General features: G+C 41.3%; 15 protein-coding genes. 4 read left to right on the plus strand and 11 right to left on the minus strand.

Translation table 11 applies throughout. The features are described 5' to 3' along the window. Positions 1-14: 14 nt before the first annotated feature. Positions 15-1,913 (minus strand): beta-ketoacyl synthase, encoded by a 1,899-nt coding sequence (locus L3V38_RS05545; RefSeq protein WP_237118647.1) that lies wholly within the window; start codon positions 1,911-1,913, stop codon positions 15-17. A 127-nt stretch (positions 1,914-2,040) separates the two neighbouring features. On the opposite strand from L3V38_RS05545, the gene L3V38_RS05550 reads away from it, so the two are divergent. Continuing rightward, a complete protein-coding gene (locus L3V38_RS05550) occupies positions 2,041-3,051 on the plus strand; it encodes a helix-turn-helix domain-containing protein (protein WP_237118648.1) in 1,011 nt (336 codons plus the stop codon). Between the two features lie 123 nt (positions 3,052-3,174). After that, complete coding sequence (locus L3V38_RS05555) at positions 3,175-4,374, plus strand: ATP-binding protein (protein WP_237118649.1); 1,200 nt, start codon at positions 3,175-3,177, stop codon at positions 4,372-4,374. Here the strand turns inward: L3V38_RS05555 and L3V38_RS05560 are convergent. The 9 genes from L3V38_RS05560 to L3V38_RS05600 form a co-directional block, all read right to left on the minus strand. After that, on the minus strand, positions 4,367-4,825 hold the full coding sequence (locus tag L3V38_RS05560; protein ID WP_237118650.1) for a GNAT family N-acetyltransferase: 459 nt from the start codon (positions 4,823-4,825) through the stop codon (positions 4,367-4,369). The two genes, L3V38_RS05555 and L3V38_RS05560, sit on opposite strands and share 8 nt — an antisense overlap. A gap of 44 nt (positions 4,826-4,869) precedes the next feature. Further along, complete coding sequence (locus tag L3V38_RS05565; protein ID WP_130149754.1) at positions 4,870-5,364, minus strand: MgtC/SapB family protein; 495 nt, start codon at positions 5,362-5,364, stop codon at positions 4,870-4,872. Positions 5,365-5,382: 18 nt separating this feature from the next. After that, on the minus strand, positions 5,383-6,486 hold the full coding sequence (locus L3V38_RS05570) for a GNAT family N-acetyltransferase/peptidase C39 family protein (protein WP_237118651.1): 1,104 nt from the start codon (positions 6,484-6,486) through the stop codon (positions 5,383-5,385). After that, positions 6,486-7,880: a RimK family protein gene (locus L3V38_RS05575; protein WP_237118652.1), complete on the minus strand. Its 1,395-nt coding sequence runs from the start codon at positions 7,878-7,880 to the stop codon at positions 6,486-6,488. The genes L3V38_RS05570 and L3V38_RS05575 overlap by 1 nt, the downstream gene beginning before the upstream one ends. 198 nt (positions 7,881-8,078) lie before the next feature. Next, the gene (locus tag L3V38_RS05580) at positions 8,079-8,555 is read right to left on the minus strand and encodes a GreA/GreB family elongation factor (protein ID WP_237118653.1); all 477 of its coding nucleotides are present in this window, start codon (positions 8,553-8,555) and stop codon (positions 8,079-8,081) included. Between the two features lie 76 nt (positions 8,556-8,631). Further along, positions 8,632-9,552: a protein translocase subunit SecF gene (secF, locus tag L3V38_RS05585; RefSeq protein WP_237118654.1), complete on the minus strand. Its 921-nt coding sequence runs from the start codon at positions 9,550-9,552 to the stop codon at positions 8,632-8,634. Next, positions 9,549-11,360, minus strand: a complete 1,812-nt coding sequence (gene secD, locus L3V38_RS05590) for a protein translocase subunit SecD (RefSeq protein WP_237118655.1) — start codon at positions 11,358-11,360, stop codon at positions 9,549-9,551. Before secD ends, secF begins: the two co-directional genes overlap by 4 nt. 73 nt (positions 11,361-11,433) lie before the next feature. Further along, positions 11,434-11,805: a hypothetical protein gene (locus L3V38_RS05595; protein ID WP_237118656.1), complete on the minus strand. Its 372-nt coding sequence runs from the start codon at positions 11,803-11,805 to the stop codon at positions 11,434-11,436. Positions 11,806-12,026: 221 nt separating this feature from the next. Further along, entirely contained in the window at positions 12,027-13,073 is a 1,047-nt protein-coding gene (locus tag L3V38_RS05600) for an NAD(P)-dependent alcohol dehydrogenase (protein WP_199526404.1), read from the minus strand. Between the two features lie 170 nt (positions 13,074-13,243). On the opposite strand from L3V38_RS05600, the gene L3V38_RS05605 reads away from it, so the two are divergent. Both L3V38_RS05605 and L3V38_RS05610 read left to right on the plus strand, forming a co-directional pair. Further along, on the plus strand, positions 13,244-15,025 hold the full coding sequence (locus L3V38_RS05605) for an ABC transporter ATP-binding protein/permease (protein WP_237118768.1): 1,782 nt from the start codon (positions 13,244-13,246) through the stop codon (positions 15,023-15,025). 74 nt (positions 15,026-15,099) lie between these two features. Next, the gene (locus L3V38_RS05610) at positions 15,100-15,813 is read left to right on the plus strand and encodes a YebC/PmpR family DNA-binding transcriptional regulator (RefSeq protein WP_054561631.1); all 714 of its coding nucleotides are present in this window, start codon (positions 15,100-15,102) and stop codon (positions 15,811-15,813) included. Positions 15,814-15,862: 49 nt separating this feature from the next. On the opposite strand, the gene L3V38_RS05615 is transcribed toward L3V38_RS05610, so the two are convergent. After that, the gene (locus tag L3V38_RS05615; protein WP_237118657.1) at positions 15,863-16,984 is read right to left on the minus strand and encodes a sterol desaturase family protein; all 1,122 of its coding nucleotides are present in this window, start codon (positions 16,982-16,984) and stop codon (positions 15,863-15,865) included. Positions 16,985-17,130 lie beyond the last annotated feature (146 nt).

Genomic DNA, 17,130 nt, shown 5'->3' on the forward strand with positions numbered 1-17,130 from the left:
AACATGTCTTGATCTTAAAACATATCCTGATACGGGTTCGATTTTGATAACGCAATTGATTTATCAAAACCTGGGATTGTCATTGAGTCAGCACTCATTACAATCTCATTTTCATCGATTAAACCATCCCCAAAACGGTAAATTAGCTCATAATGACCTAAATCAGCTTGTTGTTGATAGTCAGCTTGTGCTAGTGCAACTTGAGTATGACGGTCTTGATATTGTGCCATGGCCGCATCGCCATGACGCTTAGCTAACATCTTTAATGTCATTGCAGGTGAAAGCACTGTTGCTGTCGCATTATTACCACCAAACCCTTTTGAGTTAATAAATGCGACATCCATTGCATCACACTGGTAATGCTCAGTGCGGATATCTAAATGATCGCTATACACATCCTCAGCGACTTTATCGATTGTCGTAATACCTGGCATAATGTTGTGGCTAAACACGCCCAGTGCCATAGCCAACTGATCACCACTAGCTGGAGCAATCGTATGGCCAACATACGCTTTAGGCGCAGCAACCTTCCAGTTATCAATAGCAAAGGTCTCTGCTACCTTATGGTAGATAAGCGATTCTGTAACTCGGTTTTGGGGTGTACTTGAACCATGCGCCAAAATAAAGCTACGTTTTTGCACTGCTTCTTGGCCAACAATACGACTAGCCAGCGCGACTGATTTAGCCATAGTAATATAATTACCAGGTCCAGGGGCGGTGATTGATTTTTTAATACCATCTGCATTAACAAATACATCAGCAACGGAACCTTGAATGTCTGCACCGAGTTCTAAAGCAAGGGCATCATCCATCAAAATAACAACCTGTGCTCCCTCACCAATTGTGAAGCCACAGTTCTCGCCAAATGGGCGGCTTGTACGGCGGTGATCAACCACCTCTGTATTATCTAAACGCTTGAGTCCTTCTTCATTAGCAAGCGCACTCATATTGCCAAAACCTTCAACAATTTCAGGTGTGATTGCACACTCAACCGATGCCACAATCGCGACACGAGTACGACCCGCTTGAATATCATTTACCGCAGCACGTAGGTTATATAAAAATGTCGCACACGCACCTGATGTGGTAAACGTTGTCCCAACATTACCCGTCACATACGCGTTAATGAAGTCAGTCGACATGGTATTTAAGCCAAGTGCTAATTGTTTAGTACTTACACGGTCGCCCTGCTGACGTGAGCGGATTAAACCACCTAACCCTTCGTCATCAACTTGTCCAACAACAGATGCTGAATAAGTGCCAATTTGATCAGGTTCAACGCTATTCATAACATGCTGCCAATCAAGCCCTGTTGAGCGAATTGCATCTGTTGCGGCAAAAATAGTTGCTTGAAGGCCCCTAGGTTGATAACGACTGTTGTACATATTTGCAGGTTCAAAACCTGTTGGTAACTGACCAGCTGCTTTAATAGGGTTATCACGTGTGCTGTCATGTTTAACTGCAATATCAGCACTAATAGTTACTTTTACTTTTTTATCGCTAAGGTCTTCAACTAACCAACTTTCAGGTACTGGCGTTGGTAAATCACGACGACGCGTTTCAAATACAATCTGTTGCTCATCTGATGCTGTCAGCGTCATTTTTTGTTGCCAAGGTGTGGCGTCAACATCAAAATGATTTTTTTCAATCTTACGAATAAGCGTACCAGCTAAAACCTGCTCACCGAATCGAGCTTCAATATCAGCTTCATTAACAGTGTTTCCATCTGCATCTTTTAAAACACCTTCAGTCAACGTGACTAAATTCATGAGTGTCGCTAACCCTAAAAATGTTTCTTGGCGGGCTTTAGCGTCCAAGCTGTCTAACACGATACGACGATAACCTTGATGAAAAGAAGTGCGGCCAGCGGCATTAATACCACCCATACCAACAATAACGGGTAATGCTGTCATAATTAACCTTGAGAAAACGTGTTACGAGAATTAAGCCAAGTTTAAATGGATTAACCCGCACAGTTTGTGCTTAAATAGCCAAATATCCTGCACAATGAGCCAAAATTAACTGGTCGGAGCAATTTGAGTGACGAATCTTCAACAAGCAAAAGCGATAGAAATTAGTATATTGGTTTATCCTCACTTGCTAATAACCAGTTTAACTCTGCCCATCGAAATGCTCAGAGCAGGCGAAGCTTTTGCTAAAAGCCATTCGCAATCAGAAGAATTTAGGCCCTTAAACATTAACTTGGTAGCAAGTAACTTAAATGCCATCCCCAATCGTACAGGTCTTGCTATTGTGCCAGACTGCGAAGCTGACACTGCCCCCACCAGTGACTTAATTATTGTACCTGGTATTTGGCGTAACCCGCGTCCGGTAGTGAGTAAACAACAGCAATTAATACACTGGCTTAGCGATTCTTGGCAGCAAGGAAGCAATATTATTGGTGTGGGGACCGGCAACTGCTTAGTAGCTGAGGCTGGGTTGCTGGACGGTCACCCCGCAACTACTCATTGGCATTATGCAGAGCAATTTAAGCGGGATTACCCAAATGTGCAGCTTAAACCTGACTTTTTCATCACGCAATCTGAGCGCATGTATACCGTTGCTAGTTTAAATGCCCTTGCTGATGTGATTGTCCATATTATCAGCCAATATTATGGCCGAGAAGCAGCGCAACATGTTGAGCGCAACTTTTCCCATGAAATTCGTAAGCCTTATGAAGATCAACGCTACCTTGAAGGTGCTGTTGATAAACACCCTGATGAACTTATCGCGCAGATCCAGTTTTGGTTAAAAAACAATTTAGCCTCTGAGCTAACACTGCATGAGGTTGCGGCGCAATTTAGCTTGAGTTATCGCACCTTCACGCGGCGATTTCGCCAAGCCACCAGCCAAACGCCCGTTGAGTATTGGCAGCAATTACGCGTACAAGCAGCAAAAGAGCTACTAGCTTCATCAAATTTATCGATTCAAGAGGTGGCACTTGAAGTTGGCTATAATGACCAAGGCCATTTAACCCGGGTTTTTAAAAAAGTGTTATCACAAACGCCCAGTGAGTATCGTACTGTAGTAAGACGAAAGCTTTTTGGTTAAACATAGGCCATATGAATTAAATAAAGTTAAAAAATTAACACCAATACAGCTTATTCAAGTTGCTGATTTAGAAATTATTACTAAGCTTTTAAATAGTTGTATCTCACTATTTTGAGCCAATAAATGTATCAACCTGATTATAATGAGTTAGTGCAGAGTTGGAATAAAACGCTTGAAGTTTTAGCCCTGTTTGCCAATGTCCCTGTTGCGTTAGTAATGAAAGTCGAAAACAACATTATTAGCGTATTTTCGAAAAATGATTATCAAGAAAATCCCTATAAGATTGGTGACAGCGAAGAATTAGAAGATTCAGGCCTTTATTGCGAACATGTAATAAAAACCCAAAAACTGCTTAATATTCCAAATGCACTGATTGATGATGACTGGAAGGAAAACCCTGACATCAAACTTAATATGATTTCGTATTTAGGCTTGCCAATTAGTGCTGGAGATACGACTCCGTTTGGCACTATTTGCATTCTCGATAGCAAACCGCATGAGTATGACGAGCCTGTAATCAAGCTTCTTGAAACAATAAAGCAAAGTTTTGAAACACAGCTCAAGTTACTGTATCAGCAAAAGCAAGCGTTTGAACAACAGCAATTTGCAGAGCTTGCAACCTTAATCAGAGGGATTGCTCATGAAGTTAATACCCCTCTTGGTAATTGCATCACCGCAGTAGACGTAACAGAGTTGGCTGTAAAAGAGACTCAAGCTAAACTGCTACAAAAAAGATTAAGTGAACTCGCATTACAAAACACATTAAGCACAATAATAAACACCAGTGAATTGTTAAATCGAAACTTATCAACTTGTGCGTACAAAATCCGCATTTTGCAGGATTTGCTTTATCCTAATCCACAATCAAATAAAACGATTATGTCCTTAGCTGAACTTGCTGAGTCTCTAACGGATCATTTAGAAGAAAAAATGAAACATCAGAATATTAAACTTACAGTGAAATATCAGGATCCACATAGCCAATGTGAAGTAGCGACTGATTTACTCAAACAAGTCCTGTTTATTTTACTGCAAAACTCCATTGAACATGCATTCAGTAAAACCGATAACCCAGTCATTGAGATTAATATTTATGATTTTGACGAAGTTTTAAAAGTTCATTACATAGATAATGGCATCGGCATTAACAGCAACGAACACCACTTTATTTTTACCCCATTTTACAAAGGCAAAGATAATCAATCAGGTATGGGGCTTGGCCTGAGTATCGCGAAAAAAATAGTGACCCAACAACTGCAAGGTGATATATGTGCGCTTGAGAGCTCAGTAGGGGCACACTTTTTAATAAACTTACCTAAGTAGTTTTATCTGGAAGAAATGTTTTGGAAAATAAAATTTTACTACTTTGTGGTGTGCCTTTGTCTTCATAGCCCACTATTTGATAGTCATTTTTAATAAGCATACTCAGCATTGCAGGAAAACGATTCATCGATTTTACATGAATAGCATCATAATCATGTTCTTTAATCCATGCTTCCTGCGCTTTCAATAATGCCTGTGCAATCCCCTTCCCTCGCCATTTTGGCGCCACTGCACCAAGCCAGCTATAGAAGGTATTTGCATGTAACGCATAAGCTAGTTTGTAGGCCACAGGCTCATTATTTATATAGGCACCTAAAATAAGGTGCTCACAATTAGCTATCCTAGCTTGTAATTTATTGAGCGTATTTCTGCCATCAAATTCGGGAATTTGGCAATCAACCAGCAATACGTCTTGTAAACTAGCAGGCTTTATTGTGTAACAAGGTGCCATTAATTTTATTTTCCGTTTAGTGTTGTTTAATAGCTAACTTTTGCTCACTTTTCTTTACGATAGTACAACTTTGAATAGCGTTTTACCCGTGCGTGCACGCCGCGCCCTAAGTTTTTAAACTTAGCCTCAAGCACATCAACACCATATAAAATAACAACGACTAACACTGAAAGCTTTATCGCAGCGAGTAAGTTATCGGTGGCAATGACAACGCCAATAGATGCCAGTACCCAAATGGTCGCCGCAGACGTAACGCCAACCACTGCGCCATCCTTCGCTAGCATAACACCTGCACCTAAAAAGCCAATTCCGGTAATTATTTGCCCAACCACACGGGAGTGATCAATCACATCACCATGTAACATAAAAGCCGTTGCTAAAAACAAATAAGTCCCTAATACAATTAATGCAGATGTACGAATACCCACCGGCTTACCACGTAATTGACGCTCCATACCAATAATAGCACCGCAAAATGCAGCGCTACCAATCGCTGGCCAAGAGTATGGAGCAATATCTAATAGACTACTAAACGTCACTGTACTTCCAAAATTATATTAAATAGAAAAGGCCATTGCGGTACTTAACCTTGATGAACCAAAGCTGGCCATTTTAGTAAAATCAACTTTCGCTATCGGCACATGCTGACAATCAATCGCCAATTGCTTTTCATTTTCACAAAACGGGTCATGCACGTATAAACAATGCTCATCAATATGCGTTACACACACCCAATGCGGTGATTTTTTACCATCGAACCGATAGGTGCTGATCAATAACACCACCGCTTTACCCTCAGCAAGCCAATCTTCAATAGCTAGCAAAGTTAACTCTTGATACCGCACCGGCAGTTTTGCAGTAATCGCCTCTGCTACAAACTGATTGTGTACTGTATGCAAGATGGCTTTTTTCTTTTCGCTTCTTACGCCATCAATAAACAACGAATCACGGGTATTTAAAATAACATCGGCTTTGAAACCACGTTTCATTGCAGCAAGTGCTAACCCTAGAGGATGACAACCGCCATGACCTGATGTCATAAAAATAGTAGTTGCTTCACGCCATATATCCAGCTCTTTTAGCTGACTCATAGGTGTTTCGTTTAATGACGACATCGCCATTAATAATGCCGCGGGACCACAGGTAAACTCAGTTGTTTGCTGATACCAAGGCGTGTGTTTATCGGCATTAAATTCGATATTACGACGAATGTTTTTTTGCATTCGATGGGCATCACTATGGTCGTCATAATAATCACTGTAATGACCAAACACCTGGTAACCCTGCTTTTCATACAAGCGAATTGCTGATTGGTTGTTTACCGCAACTTCTAAACGCATGTATAAACGGCCCCGTTTAGCCGTTTCATTTTCAAGCGCAAGCAGTAGCTGTGAAGCAATACCTTTGCCTTGCTGAGATTGCAAAACAGCCAATGAATATAACCGAGCAAGGCGGGTCCCCTTGTGGCACCACACTAAACCATAACCAACCAATTGATTATCTACCTCGGCCACCATCAGTAAGCCGTGGCTTGCGCTGATCCAGCGCTTTAAACTACGACTACTTAATCTATCTTGGCTAAAGCTTTGCTCTTCAATGGCAACAAGGGCCGCCAAATCCGCAGCCTTAGCAAAACGGATTTGACAAACAGATGCATTCATTAACCGCGGCCCCGCGCTTCAAGGCGTTGTTTAAACTCATCCATAATGATCATATAAAGCTCATCACCTAAATAAGCATCTTCGACTTTATGGTCAATACTTGGGTTGTCATTCACTTCTAACACGTATGCCTTGCCTTGGTGTTCTTTAACATCAACACCATACAAACCTTTACCCACCGTTTTACAGGCTTTTAATGCCGCATCAAGTACCACTTTAGGTAGCTCAAATGTTGGCAAGGTTTCAAAGCCACCTGAGAAGAAACGTTTTGCATCATGGTTGTAAATTTGCCAGTGATTACGCGCCATTAAATAACGACACGCATAAATTGCACGGCCATTTAACACCCCGACACGCCAGTCGTATTCGGTGTACATGTACTCTTGTGCAAGCACAAGTGCACTGAACTCAAACAGCTCAGTTAACTTAGCAACTAACTCATCACGATTAGCGACTTTAAAGACGCCTTTTGAGAAAGAGCCTTCTGGCATTTTTAATACCAGCGGATAGCTAAAGTGCGCTTCTAAGCTTTCAATTGTCTCTTCACTTGTATCAGCCACAACGTGAGTTTTTAAACTCGGCACTTTTTGATAATTAAAGGCATCGTGCAAATACACTTTATTACAACAGCGCAGTATCGACTCTGCATCGTCAATCACCACCAGCCCTAAGCTTTGTGCTTTACTCGCTAAGCGATAGGTTGGATGGTCGATAGCCGTTGTTTGGCGAATAAATAGTGCATCAAACTGTGCGATGCTGGTAATTTCATCAAATGTCAGTGCTTGGGCATAAATACCATGTTTAGCAGCTGCTTTAATAAATTTAGCAATAGCATCTTTATCACTTGGCGGCACCTTTTCTTGGTGATCAACCAATATAGCCATATCCCAACGGTAACGACGTTTTTTATCGTTTATACGCCACACGGATTCTGTAAAGCTACTGAGTTGTTTTACAAACTCCGTAAAGGTGGTGTCATTTAATGAAGCAATCGTACCTTGCTTAACAACCCCTTGCTCATCACACACTAAAATAGGCGCTGGGTATTGTGAAAATAGCGCTTTAGTTGCTTTGCTTTGCTGCTCTTGATCTGTGTGACCAAAAAATACTGTGCCACCAGCAAGCTCTTTATGACGCGTACTGTGCTCATCACTGCGTAGTGCATTAATTGTTTTTACACTCGGTAATACCTGATGCTTTCTTGCTTCAGCAAGTAAAGAACAATAATAACCTTTACTTAAATACTGCCCTGTATCACACAAGTTTAAAATGCGAGTTTTTGGCTCATTATGTTTTGGGTAATCACGTAAGTAGGTGTCAAAGGTAATGACATTTTCGAAATTTTGAGCAATACGTTGCTCATTGTTATCAACCACAATCAAGGTTTTAAACACGACTTTTCCTAAATTAAGCCATAGATAAAATGAAAAACACCCAACCAATTAAGTGAACGCATGAGGCTAAATTTCACTTAACTAGATGGGTGCTTATAAGCATTATGCTTGAAGTGATTTATAGAGGTTTTTTTGCTTTGTTACCAACGAGATATTTTTTACTTGAAGATGAAATTTACTGATTAAAAATACCAAAAACTAAATTAACTGATCTATGGTGTACAGCTGTTTATTACCAGCAATAGAAAGTTCAACTTCATCATCAATTTGTTTGCCAATCAATTGCTTACCTAACGGCGCTTCTCGGGTTACAACATAAATAGGCTGCTCTTTTACGGTCACCACTAAGCCACCTGCACTTGGACCCATGAAGAACCACTTTGCGTTATCTTGCTCATCGATAAGACACACTAATGCACCTTCACGAACCTTATTAAATTCGCTTTCTTTGAACACCGTATTGAATGCTTGAATATCACGGTAGCACTCATTAACTCGTTCAGCTTGCCCTTGCGCTAAGTATGCGGCCTCTAAACCCAAGGTATCGTATTGGGTTTCAGCGACACTTTCTTCGTGAGTTGCAGCGTCATGAGCCGCTTTTGCCGCTGCTTTGGTGCTCTGTAGTTGTGCCTCTAGCGCAAAGCGTAAATGTTCAATTACGTGTGTTTTATTCATATCAAAGCAGTTAAAACAGAAAAGCCGCTATTCTATGGAAAAATAGCGGCTGATGAAAGTAAGTTATAAAAGTGACTTATGGCATATCCATATAGGCTTTGGTTTTATCATCCAGTGTTTGGGTGTAATTTTCTGAACTTAACCCCAATAACTGCGGCAAGGTCGCAGCGATACAAATCGATGAGAAGGTGCCCACCACAATGCCTACAAATAACGCGATGGCAAAACCCGTTAATGCAGCCCCTGCAAGCAGCCAAATGCAAGCAATGGTCGCAAGTGTTGTGCCTGAGGTGATCAATGTACGCGTTAACGTAGAGCCAATTGCATCGTTAATTACAACATGGGTATTAATGCGTTGATTGTCTGGCTGAATACGTAAAAGCTCTCTGACTCTGTCGCCAACAATAATTGAGTCATTTAATGAATAACCAATAATAGCCAGTAAACTCGCCAGCACGGTTAAATTAAATTCAAGCCCTAACAAGGAAAACAAACCAAGCACTAAGATTAAATCATGTAACAGTGCAACCACTGAACCTACCGCGAGTCGCCATTCAAAGCGCACGGCAAGATAAACCATAATTGCAATCAGCGCCGCAAATAAAGCTAAACAACCTTGCTCAAAAAGCTCATCACCCACTTGTGAACCTAAAAATGAGCTAGATAAGACGCTATAGTCTACACCTTGCTCATTCAGCTCTGCTTGCCAAGTACTCGCTTTGCTAGCCTCTGGTGCTTCTCTTAAAACAAAGTGATATTCACCCGCTTTACTAATGGTTAATTTACTCGCAACCTCAGGGCTTAACTTTGCTTTTAAATCAGCAATTGACGTCACTGACGTTGTGTTAATTTCACTGATGTAGCCACCTGTAAAATCAAGACCAAAGTTTAGCCCTTTTACAGATAAAACACTTAAGCTCGCGATGACTAAAACACAACTTAGTAATAACCCTAAAACGCGCGCTTTACTCGCTGCAGTTAATGTTGACCATCTCATGCTTTAGCCCCCGTTAAATTAGTTAGTTTAATGTAGAGTGTTTGGCTAAGGGCTTTCGAAATATAAACGCCAGTAAAAACGCTAGTTAATAGTCCAAGCGCTAATGTGATTGCAAAGCCTTTCACCGGGCCATAACCTATAGCGTATAAAATAATTGCCGTGATCATGGTGGTCACATTGGCATCAAAAATAGTCGTAAAAGCTTGGTTATAACCTTGCTCAATCGCTTGATATGTAGGTCGACCTTTACGCTTCTCTTCTCTTATTCGCTCAAAGATAATCACATTTGTATCAACTGCCATCCCTATCGTCAGTACAAGTCCTGCAATCCCCGGTAAGGTCAGCACAACCCCCGGTAATAACGACATTAAACCAACTAAAGCCGTTAAATTAAGCAGTAAAGCAATATTGGCAATCAGCCCTAAGCGACGATACCAAAGCGCCATAAAGGCAAGGGTAATACCGATACCCAGCATTAACGCAGCTAAACCGTGTTCAATGTTTTCACTGCCTAAGCTTGGGCCTATGGTTTGTTCTTGAACGATTGTCACTGGCGCTGTGAGTGACCCTGCGCGTAGTAAAAGCGCTAAATCGTAGGCTGCTTGCGGGCTTTTCATGTTAGTAATGCTAAAACGAGAACTTAAATGTTGGGCAATGTTTGCCACATTAATCACTTCGCTTTTTTTCACAACGTCGCCATTTGCATCCCGTGAGTATTCAGAATACACCGTGGCCATAGGCTTACCTATGTTGTGCTTCGAAAAAGCAGACATCGCATCACCACCTTGCGAATCTAAACTAAGCTGAACTAAAGGCTTGCCCCATTCATCTTTGCCAACACTGGCATTATTAATGTGATCACCTGAAAAAATCGCCATCGGATTTAAATTAACAACGCCACCGCCTTGTACATTAAACGCTTTACCACCTACTTCGACGACTTGATAAAAATCGAGGGTCGCAGTTGCACCGATAATACGCTTTGCTTCAGATGGGTCTTGCACACCGGGTAACTCAATGCGAATGCGCTGCTTACCTTGTCTTTGCGTTACTGCTTCAGTGATACCAAGCTCTTCAATACGACCACGCAGGGTTGTTAAGCTTTGCGCCATAACTTGTTTATTGAATTCATTTTGGCTTTGCTCATTAAAATGCAGTAATACCGTGGTTAAGTTATTCGTTGTTGATTTAGTTTGCATCAGGCCTTTGAATTGACTTTGTAACGTTGAGACAAGCCCTGCCAGTTGCTCCTCACCGCTTGGTAAAATTTGTAGCTCAACCCCTCCTTTTACTTCACTTGCCCGAATCCCACGAATTTTGTCTTTGCGAAGCGTCAATTTAGTTTGTTGATACACACTGTTTAAGTGCTCTTGCATTGCTTTATCTAGGTCGACATCAAGTACGAATAACACCCCACCATTTAAGTCGAGTCCCAACTTAATCGGTGAAAGGCCAAGCTGCTGAAGCCATTGTGGACTTGTCGCATGCTCAACAATTTTAGCCTCTAGCTGTGGGTATTGCGTTTTTATAAAGCTCAACGCATTAGCACTTTGAGTCGGCTCAGCTAATAAAATAACCAGTTGTGCTTGGCTATCATTGGCTTCAGTCACTTCAAAACCATGTTGATTTAGTGACGTTGTCACACTTTGCAGCGTCACAGTTTGATCTGGTAAGCTAATGTGCAACCAAGATTTGTTAGGGTAAAGGTTAGGTAGTGCGCTAACCGCTAATAAAATACACGCCGCTATCATAGCGACATAACTCATTTTTAGACGACGCCATAGCGCCGGCTTAGATTTATGTGACATACATGACTTCCTTCCGGCATTGTCAGCCGGTAAAAATTAATTCCAAAAAATAAAAAGTAACGAAGGAAGTCGTTTAGTTATGGTAGGTCGTGTTGGCTTTATATAAAAGATTAGCGTCTTTCCAGCCACTAATGCGAGATTTACGTTGAGTGGCTAACGCAAACCATGGGATCACACGCACAGCACCTGGCGGCGCTAAAAAGTGCTCTTTTCCCCAATCTTCAGCAAAGAATTCAATCAATAGCTCGTAATCAGGATCAACCTGACTATGATAAAGAAACAATGATGAATTACTGGCAGTTAAACGCGGCACAAGGGTATCAAACCCCGATGGTTCTACCGGTTTAGGATGCTCAGCTGTATGAGTTTGGGAAATAACAGGGGTTTTAGTCAGCTCCACTTGGAACAATTTAGTCGCAGCAAAGTGTGAGTGATTGTCAGGCATAGCCATGCTCTGTGCACTAAAGAACACAGTAAAGAGCAAGATAATGACTGAGAAAAACCGTAACAAGAACTGACCAATAAATTAAGCGGATAACAGGGGTATAATGAGGGTAAAAAAATAAAACACAAGGCATTACTTAAACAAATAGTGACAAAATAAAAGTAACTAAAATAAAGCGGGCCTAATTAGGCCCGCTTAGTCATTTAACTTTGTTAAACGAGTTAAACTTCTAATGATGACATGTCGATAACAAAGCGTGAGGCCATATCACCTTGCTTTAACTTATCGAATGCGTCATTAATTTGTTCCATTTTGATCATTTCAACTTCTGGCAAAATATTATGTAACGCACAGAAATCGAGGATTTCTTGGGTTTGCGCAATACCGCCAATTAATGAGCCAGCAACACGGCGACGCCCCATTAATAACGGCACTGAGTTAGACTCAGCAAGCTCACCTACTTGACCAACCAATACTTGCGTACCATCAATATCTAAAAGCGGAATATACGGCGTAAAGTCGTGTTTTACCGGAATGGTATTAATGATCACATCAAACTGATTAGCATGCGCTTGCATGGCAGCTTCATCGCTCGATACCAATAAATCTTTTGCGCCATAAGATAAAACCTGCTGTTTTTTCTTATCACTACGGCTAATTGCCGTAACATGTGCGCCCATTGCAGCTGCGATTTTAATTGCCATGTGGCCTAAACCACCTAGCCCAATCACACCAACACGACTACCTGGGCCGACATTCCACGTGCGTAGTGGCGAATACGTTGTGATACCGGCACATAGAATTGGCGCACATTTAGCAAGGTCTAAACCTTCTGGTACGCTCAATACAAACTCTTCTCGCACCACAATGTGTTTTGAATAACCACCTTGAGTGAGTTCACCACTGATACGGTCTTGGCCTGAGTAGGTCCCTACCATACCTTCGCGACAAAACTGTTCTTCACCATGATGACATTGGTCACAGCTTAAACAGCTATCAACCATACACCCTACTGCAACATTATCGCCCACTTTGTATTTAGTAACGCCACTGCCTACTTCAAGGACACGGCCAACAATTTCATGGCCTGGTACGACAGGATACTGAGTCCAGCCCCAATCGTTTTCTGCTGTGTGTAAGTCAGAATGGCACACACCACAATACAGAATTTCAATGGATACATCTTCATCACGAAGTGCACGGCGTTCAAAATGATACGGCTCTAATGGTTTTTCAGAATCATGTGCTGCATAACCGACAGTTTTCATGCTTACTCCTTAATTTTCTTCGTGTTTAACTCATGCATTAACTAATTTGCTAATGCGCTGGTGTATACTGCATTCAGTATAGAGGTAAATCTGCAAACTACACTTGCCTAAAACACGAAAGCTTTTGCCTATTTTTATCAAATTGATTTTAAGAGACCCCCATGCGTGGAATGAGCCGCAAAGAACAGGTGACGAGATCGCCTGATGCAATGAACCTATCACAAAGCATCAAAACACTCTGGCCCTATTTAATGAGCTTTAAAGGCCGCGTTATTTTAGCCATCTTGGCGCTTATTGCTGCAAAAGGCGCCACATTACTGATGCCTTGGGCACTAAAAGAAATAATTGACGCGGTTGATGCAAGTACCAACCCGCTATTAAGCGTTCCTATTGCCTTACTGATCGCTTATGGTTTACTGCGCTTTGCCAGTGTATTTTTTGGTGAAGTACGCGATGCATTATTTGGTCGTGTTACAGAGCACGCTATGCGCCATATTGGCTTAAAAGTATTTAAACACTTGCATAGTTTAGAACTTGCCTTTCATCTTGATAGGCAAACCGGTGGAATTAGTCGCGATATAGAGCGTGGTACAAGTGGCCTCAGTTTTTTAATGCGCTTTTTGATGTTTAATATCGTACCAACCTTATTTGAAATAATCACAGTAGCGATTATTTTTGCAACCTTGTTTTCACCTTGGTTTGCACTTGTCACATTAATTGCAGTCGCTACTTACATTGCTTTTACTGTGATTGTAACTCAGTGGCGTAACCGATTTATTCGTGAAGCAAATGCTGCCGATAATAACTCAAACAGCCGTGCTATCGATAGCTTACTAAATTACGAAACCGTTAAGTACTTCAACAATGAACACTATGAAGCGAGCACCTACGACGGCTTTTTAGCTAAGTGGGAACAAGCGAGGCTAAAAAATCGTTTATCATTACTGGCGCTTAATTCAGGGCAAGCGCTTATTATTGCCGCGGCTATTACAGCGCTAATGTGGCTAGGTGCCAGCTCAGTGGTCAATAAAGAGCTGACAATAGGTGAACTAGTGATGATCAATGCTTACATGATCCAGCTATTCTTGCCGCTTAACTTTTTAGGCTTTGTTTATCGTGAGATACGCCGTGCGCTGACTGATCTTGAAAATATGCTGGGGCTGTTAAATCGAAAAGCCGCTATTAGCGATGACAAAGATGCAAAACCATTAAATGCAACCAAAGCTGCTATTCGATTTGAAAGTGTGTCGTTTAGTTACGATAAACAACGGCCAATTTTAAATAACTTAAGCTTTGAGGTAACTTCAGGCAGCAAAGTGGCGATTGTGGGTGCCAGTGGCGCAGGTAAAAGCACGCTAAGCCGCCTGCTCTACCGTTTTTATGATGTTGATGAGGGTAAAATTTATATCGATGAGCAAGCAATCAACACAGTAACACTTGAGAGCTTGCGCCAAGCTATTGCCATCGTACCGCAAGATACCGTGCTATTTAATACCAGCATTCGCGAAAACATTGCCTACGGAAATCCAACAGCAAGCGAAGATGAAATTGATAAAGCCATAAGCCTTGCCCATTTAGATGGATTTATTGCAAGCCTAGATAAAGGCGATAAAACCCTTGTTGGTGAGCGCGGTTTAAAAGTGTCGGGCGGTGAAAAACAGCGCATTGCAATAGCCAGAGCCATTTTAAAAGGTTCACCGATTTTATTATTTGATGAAGCAACATCGGCGCTAGATTCGCATTCAGAGCAAGCCATTCTTAGTGCGATGCGTGAAGTCGCACAAAAGCACACCAGCTTAGTGATTGCACATCGTTTATCAACAGTTACTGACGCAGACAAAATTATTGTGATGAAACAAGGACAGGTTGTTGAACAAGGTCAGCACCATCAACTGCTTGCAGCGAATGGTGAATACGCACGAATGTGGCAGTTACAGCAAAGCGAAGAATAAACACTGTTAACTAGTAGGTTAAATGATTAGAATAACCGCTTTATTTTTATCTATAACAAAAAGGCAACACGCAGATGGGCAGAGCTTATCAAAACAAAAAAGACTCAATGGCAAAAACTGCGGGTGCAAAAACCAAAGTTTATTCAAAGTACGGAAAAGAAATTTATATCTGCGCTAAGAATGGTGGTGTTGATCCCGATGGCAACTTAGCGCTTCGTCGCTTAATTGAGCGTGCTAAAAAAGACCAAGTACCTACGCACGTAATCGAGCGTGCAATCGATAAAGCCAAAGGGGGTGGCGGCGAAGATTACGTAGCAACTCGCTACGAAGGTTACGGCCCAGGCAACTGTATGATCATTGTTGACTGCTTAACCGACAACAACAAACGTACCTTCGCTGACGTACGTGTTTGTTTTACAAAAGCAAATGCAAAAATTGGCGCACAAAATTCAGTATCACACTTATTTGATCACCTCGCTATTTTTGTATTTGATGGTGATGATGACGAAGCTGTTTTAGAAGCACTAATGATGGCTGATGTAGATGTAACTGATGTAGAAGTTGAAGACGGTAAAGTGACTGTATTCGCTCCACACACTGAATACAACAACACGCGTACAGCACTTGAAGAAATGGGCATTACTGATTTCCACGAAGATCTAATTGCCTTTGTGCCGCAAGTAGAAGCACCGATTGAAGGTGAAGACGTTGAAGTCATGGAACGCTTTTTAGCCATGCTAGAAGATTGTGACGACGTACAAAACGTTTATCACAACGCACAATTTTAATGTCATATTATTTAACGGCTAATAATTTAGCCGTTAAATAACCTAGCGATTACTTTTGTTTTTTAAAAGGAAATAGCTGCTGCCTAAGCATGCCTTCAGGCATGTAGTCACCAACCACCCCGTATTTATCGGGCCATTCAGCTTGACCTTTTACAGCGGTACCTAACAAATAATCTAAAAACGAAAAGTGCGCGGCATAGTTTCTGTCGATGGCTGCTTTATCTGAAGAATGGTGCCAATGATGAAATTGTGGTGTAACAATCACATACCTTAACCAGCCAAATTTCACTCTTACGTTAGCATGGTTAAACACAGCCTGAAAACCGACAATAATCACATAAAGGCTAATCACTTCAGATGGAAAACCTAACACAAAAATCGGTGTGAGCACTAAACTTCGGGTGACTAAAATTTCTAAAATATGCTGTCGAGAGCCTGCCAACCAATCCATTTCTTTTGCACTGTGATGTACAGCATGAAAACGCCAAAGCAGTGGCACTTCATGATAAGCACGATGCACAAAATACTGCATTAAATCGGCTACTAAAATAATCAAAAACAGTTGTAAAAGAAACGGCATTTGTACAATAAAGCCTTGCACAGTCTCTGATACCGCCCAACCAAATGCATGATGCACAAACTGGTTAGTAGCAAGCAGTACAAAACCGATAATTAAATGATTTACAAAGAAATGGTTCAAATCACCTTGCCACTCAGAGCGGAGGATCTTTTGCTCCCTACGATGCGGTAAAAGCTTTTCTATTAAGATAAAAATGAGTGTAGAGCCAAGTAAATCAAGAATAAACCAATCTAGCCCTAAATACGGCGTGTTATCTCTGAAGTCGCCCACTTCAACATTCGGCCCACCAAACGTAATTGCCACAACGATAAAAAACCAAGCCGTTGCACCGAGCCGTTTATTAGTATTACGAACAAAATTCAAGAGCCCTAAACTGCCCGAAATAATTAATGCCACAAACATTAGCTGACGTAAAAACTCAACACTGTAATTTTGTCTGAGCTCTGGCGTCGTTAAGTACTCAGGAAAGTGAAACGCTAAAACCCCTAAACAGGATAAAATAGCCAAAAAGCACGCAATATAGCCACTAATATTGCCTTCACCGATCTGGAATTGTTCAGCGCGGAACACTCGTTGCGAAAGACGAGACATAACACAAAAATCCATTTAAAAATTTATCGCAGCATAGCACAGAAGCTTTTAGGAAAAAATATCAGCTAACCTTGCGTAATTATATGTACACAACTCATTGATATTAATACCATAAAGCCTAAAAAATTGGTTTTTAGTGATACAAT

The sequence above is a fragment of the Pseudoalteromonas sp. L1 genome, from assembly GCF_021728095.1.
GTDB lineage: Bacteria > Pseudomonadota > Gammaproteobacteria > Enterobacterales > Alteromonadaceae > Pseudoalteromonas.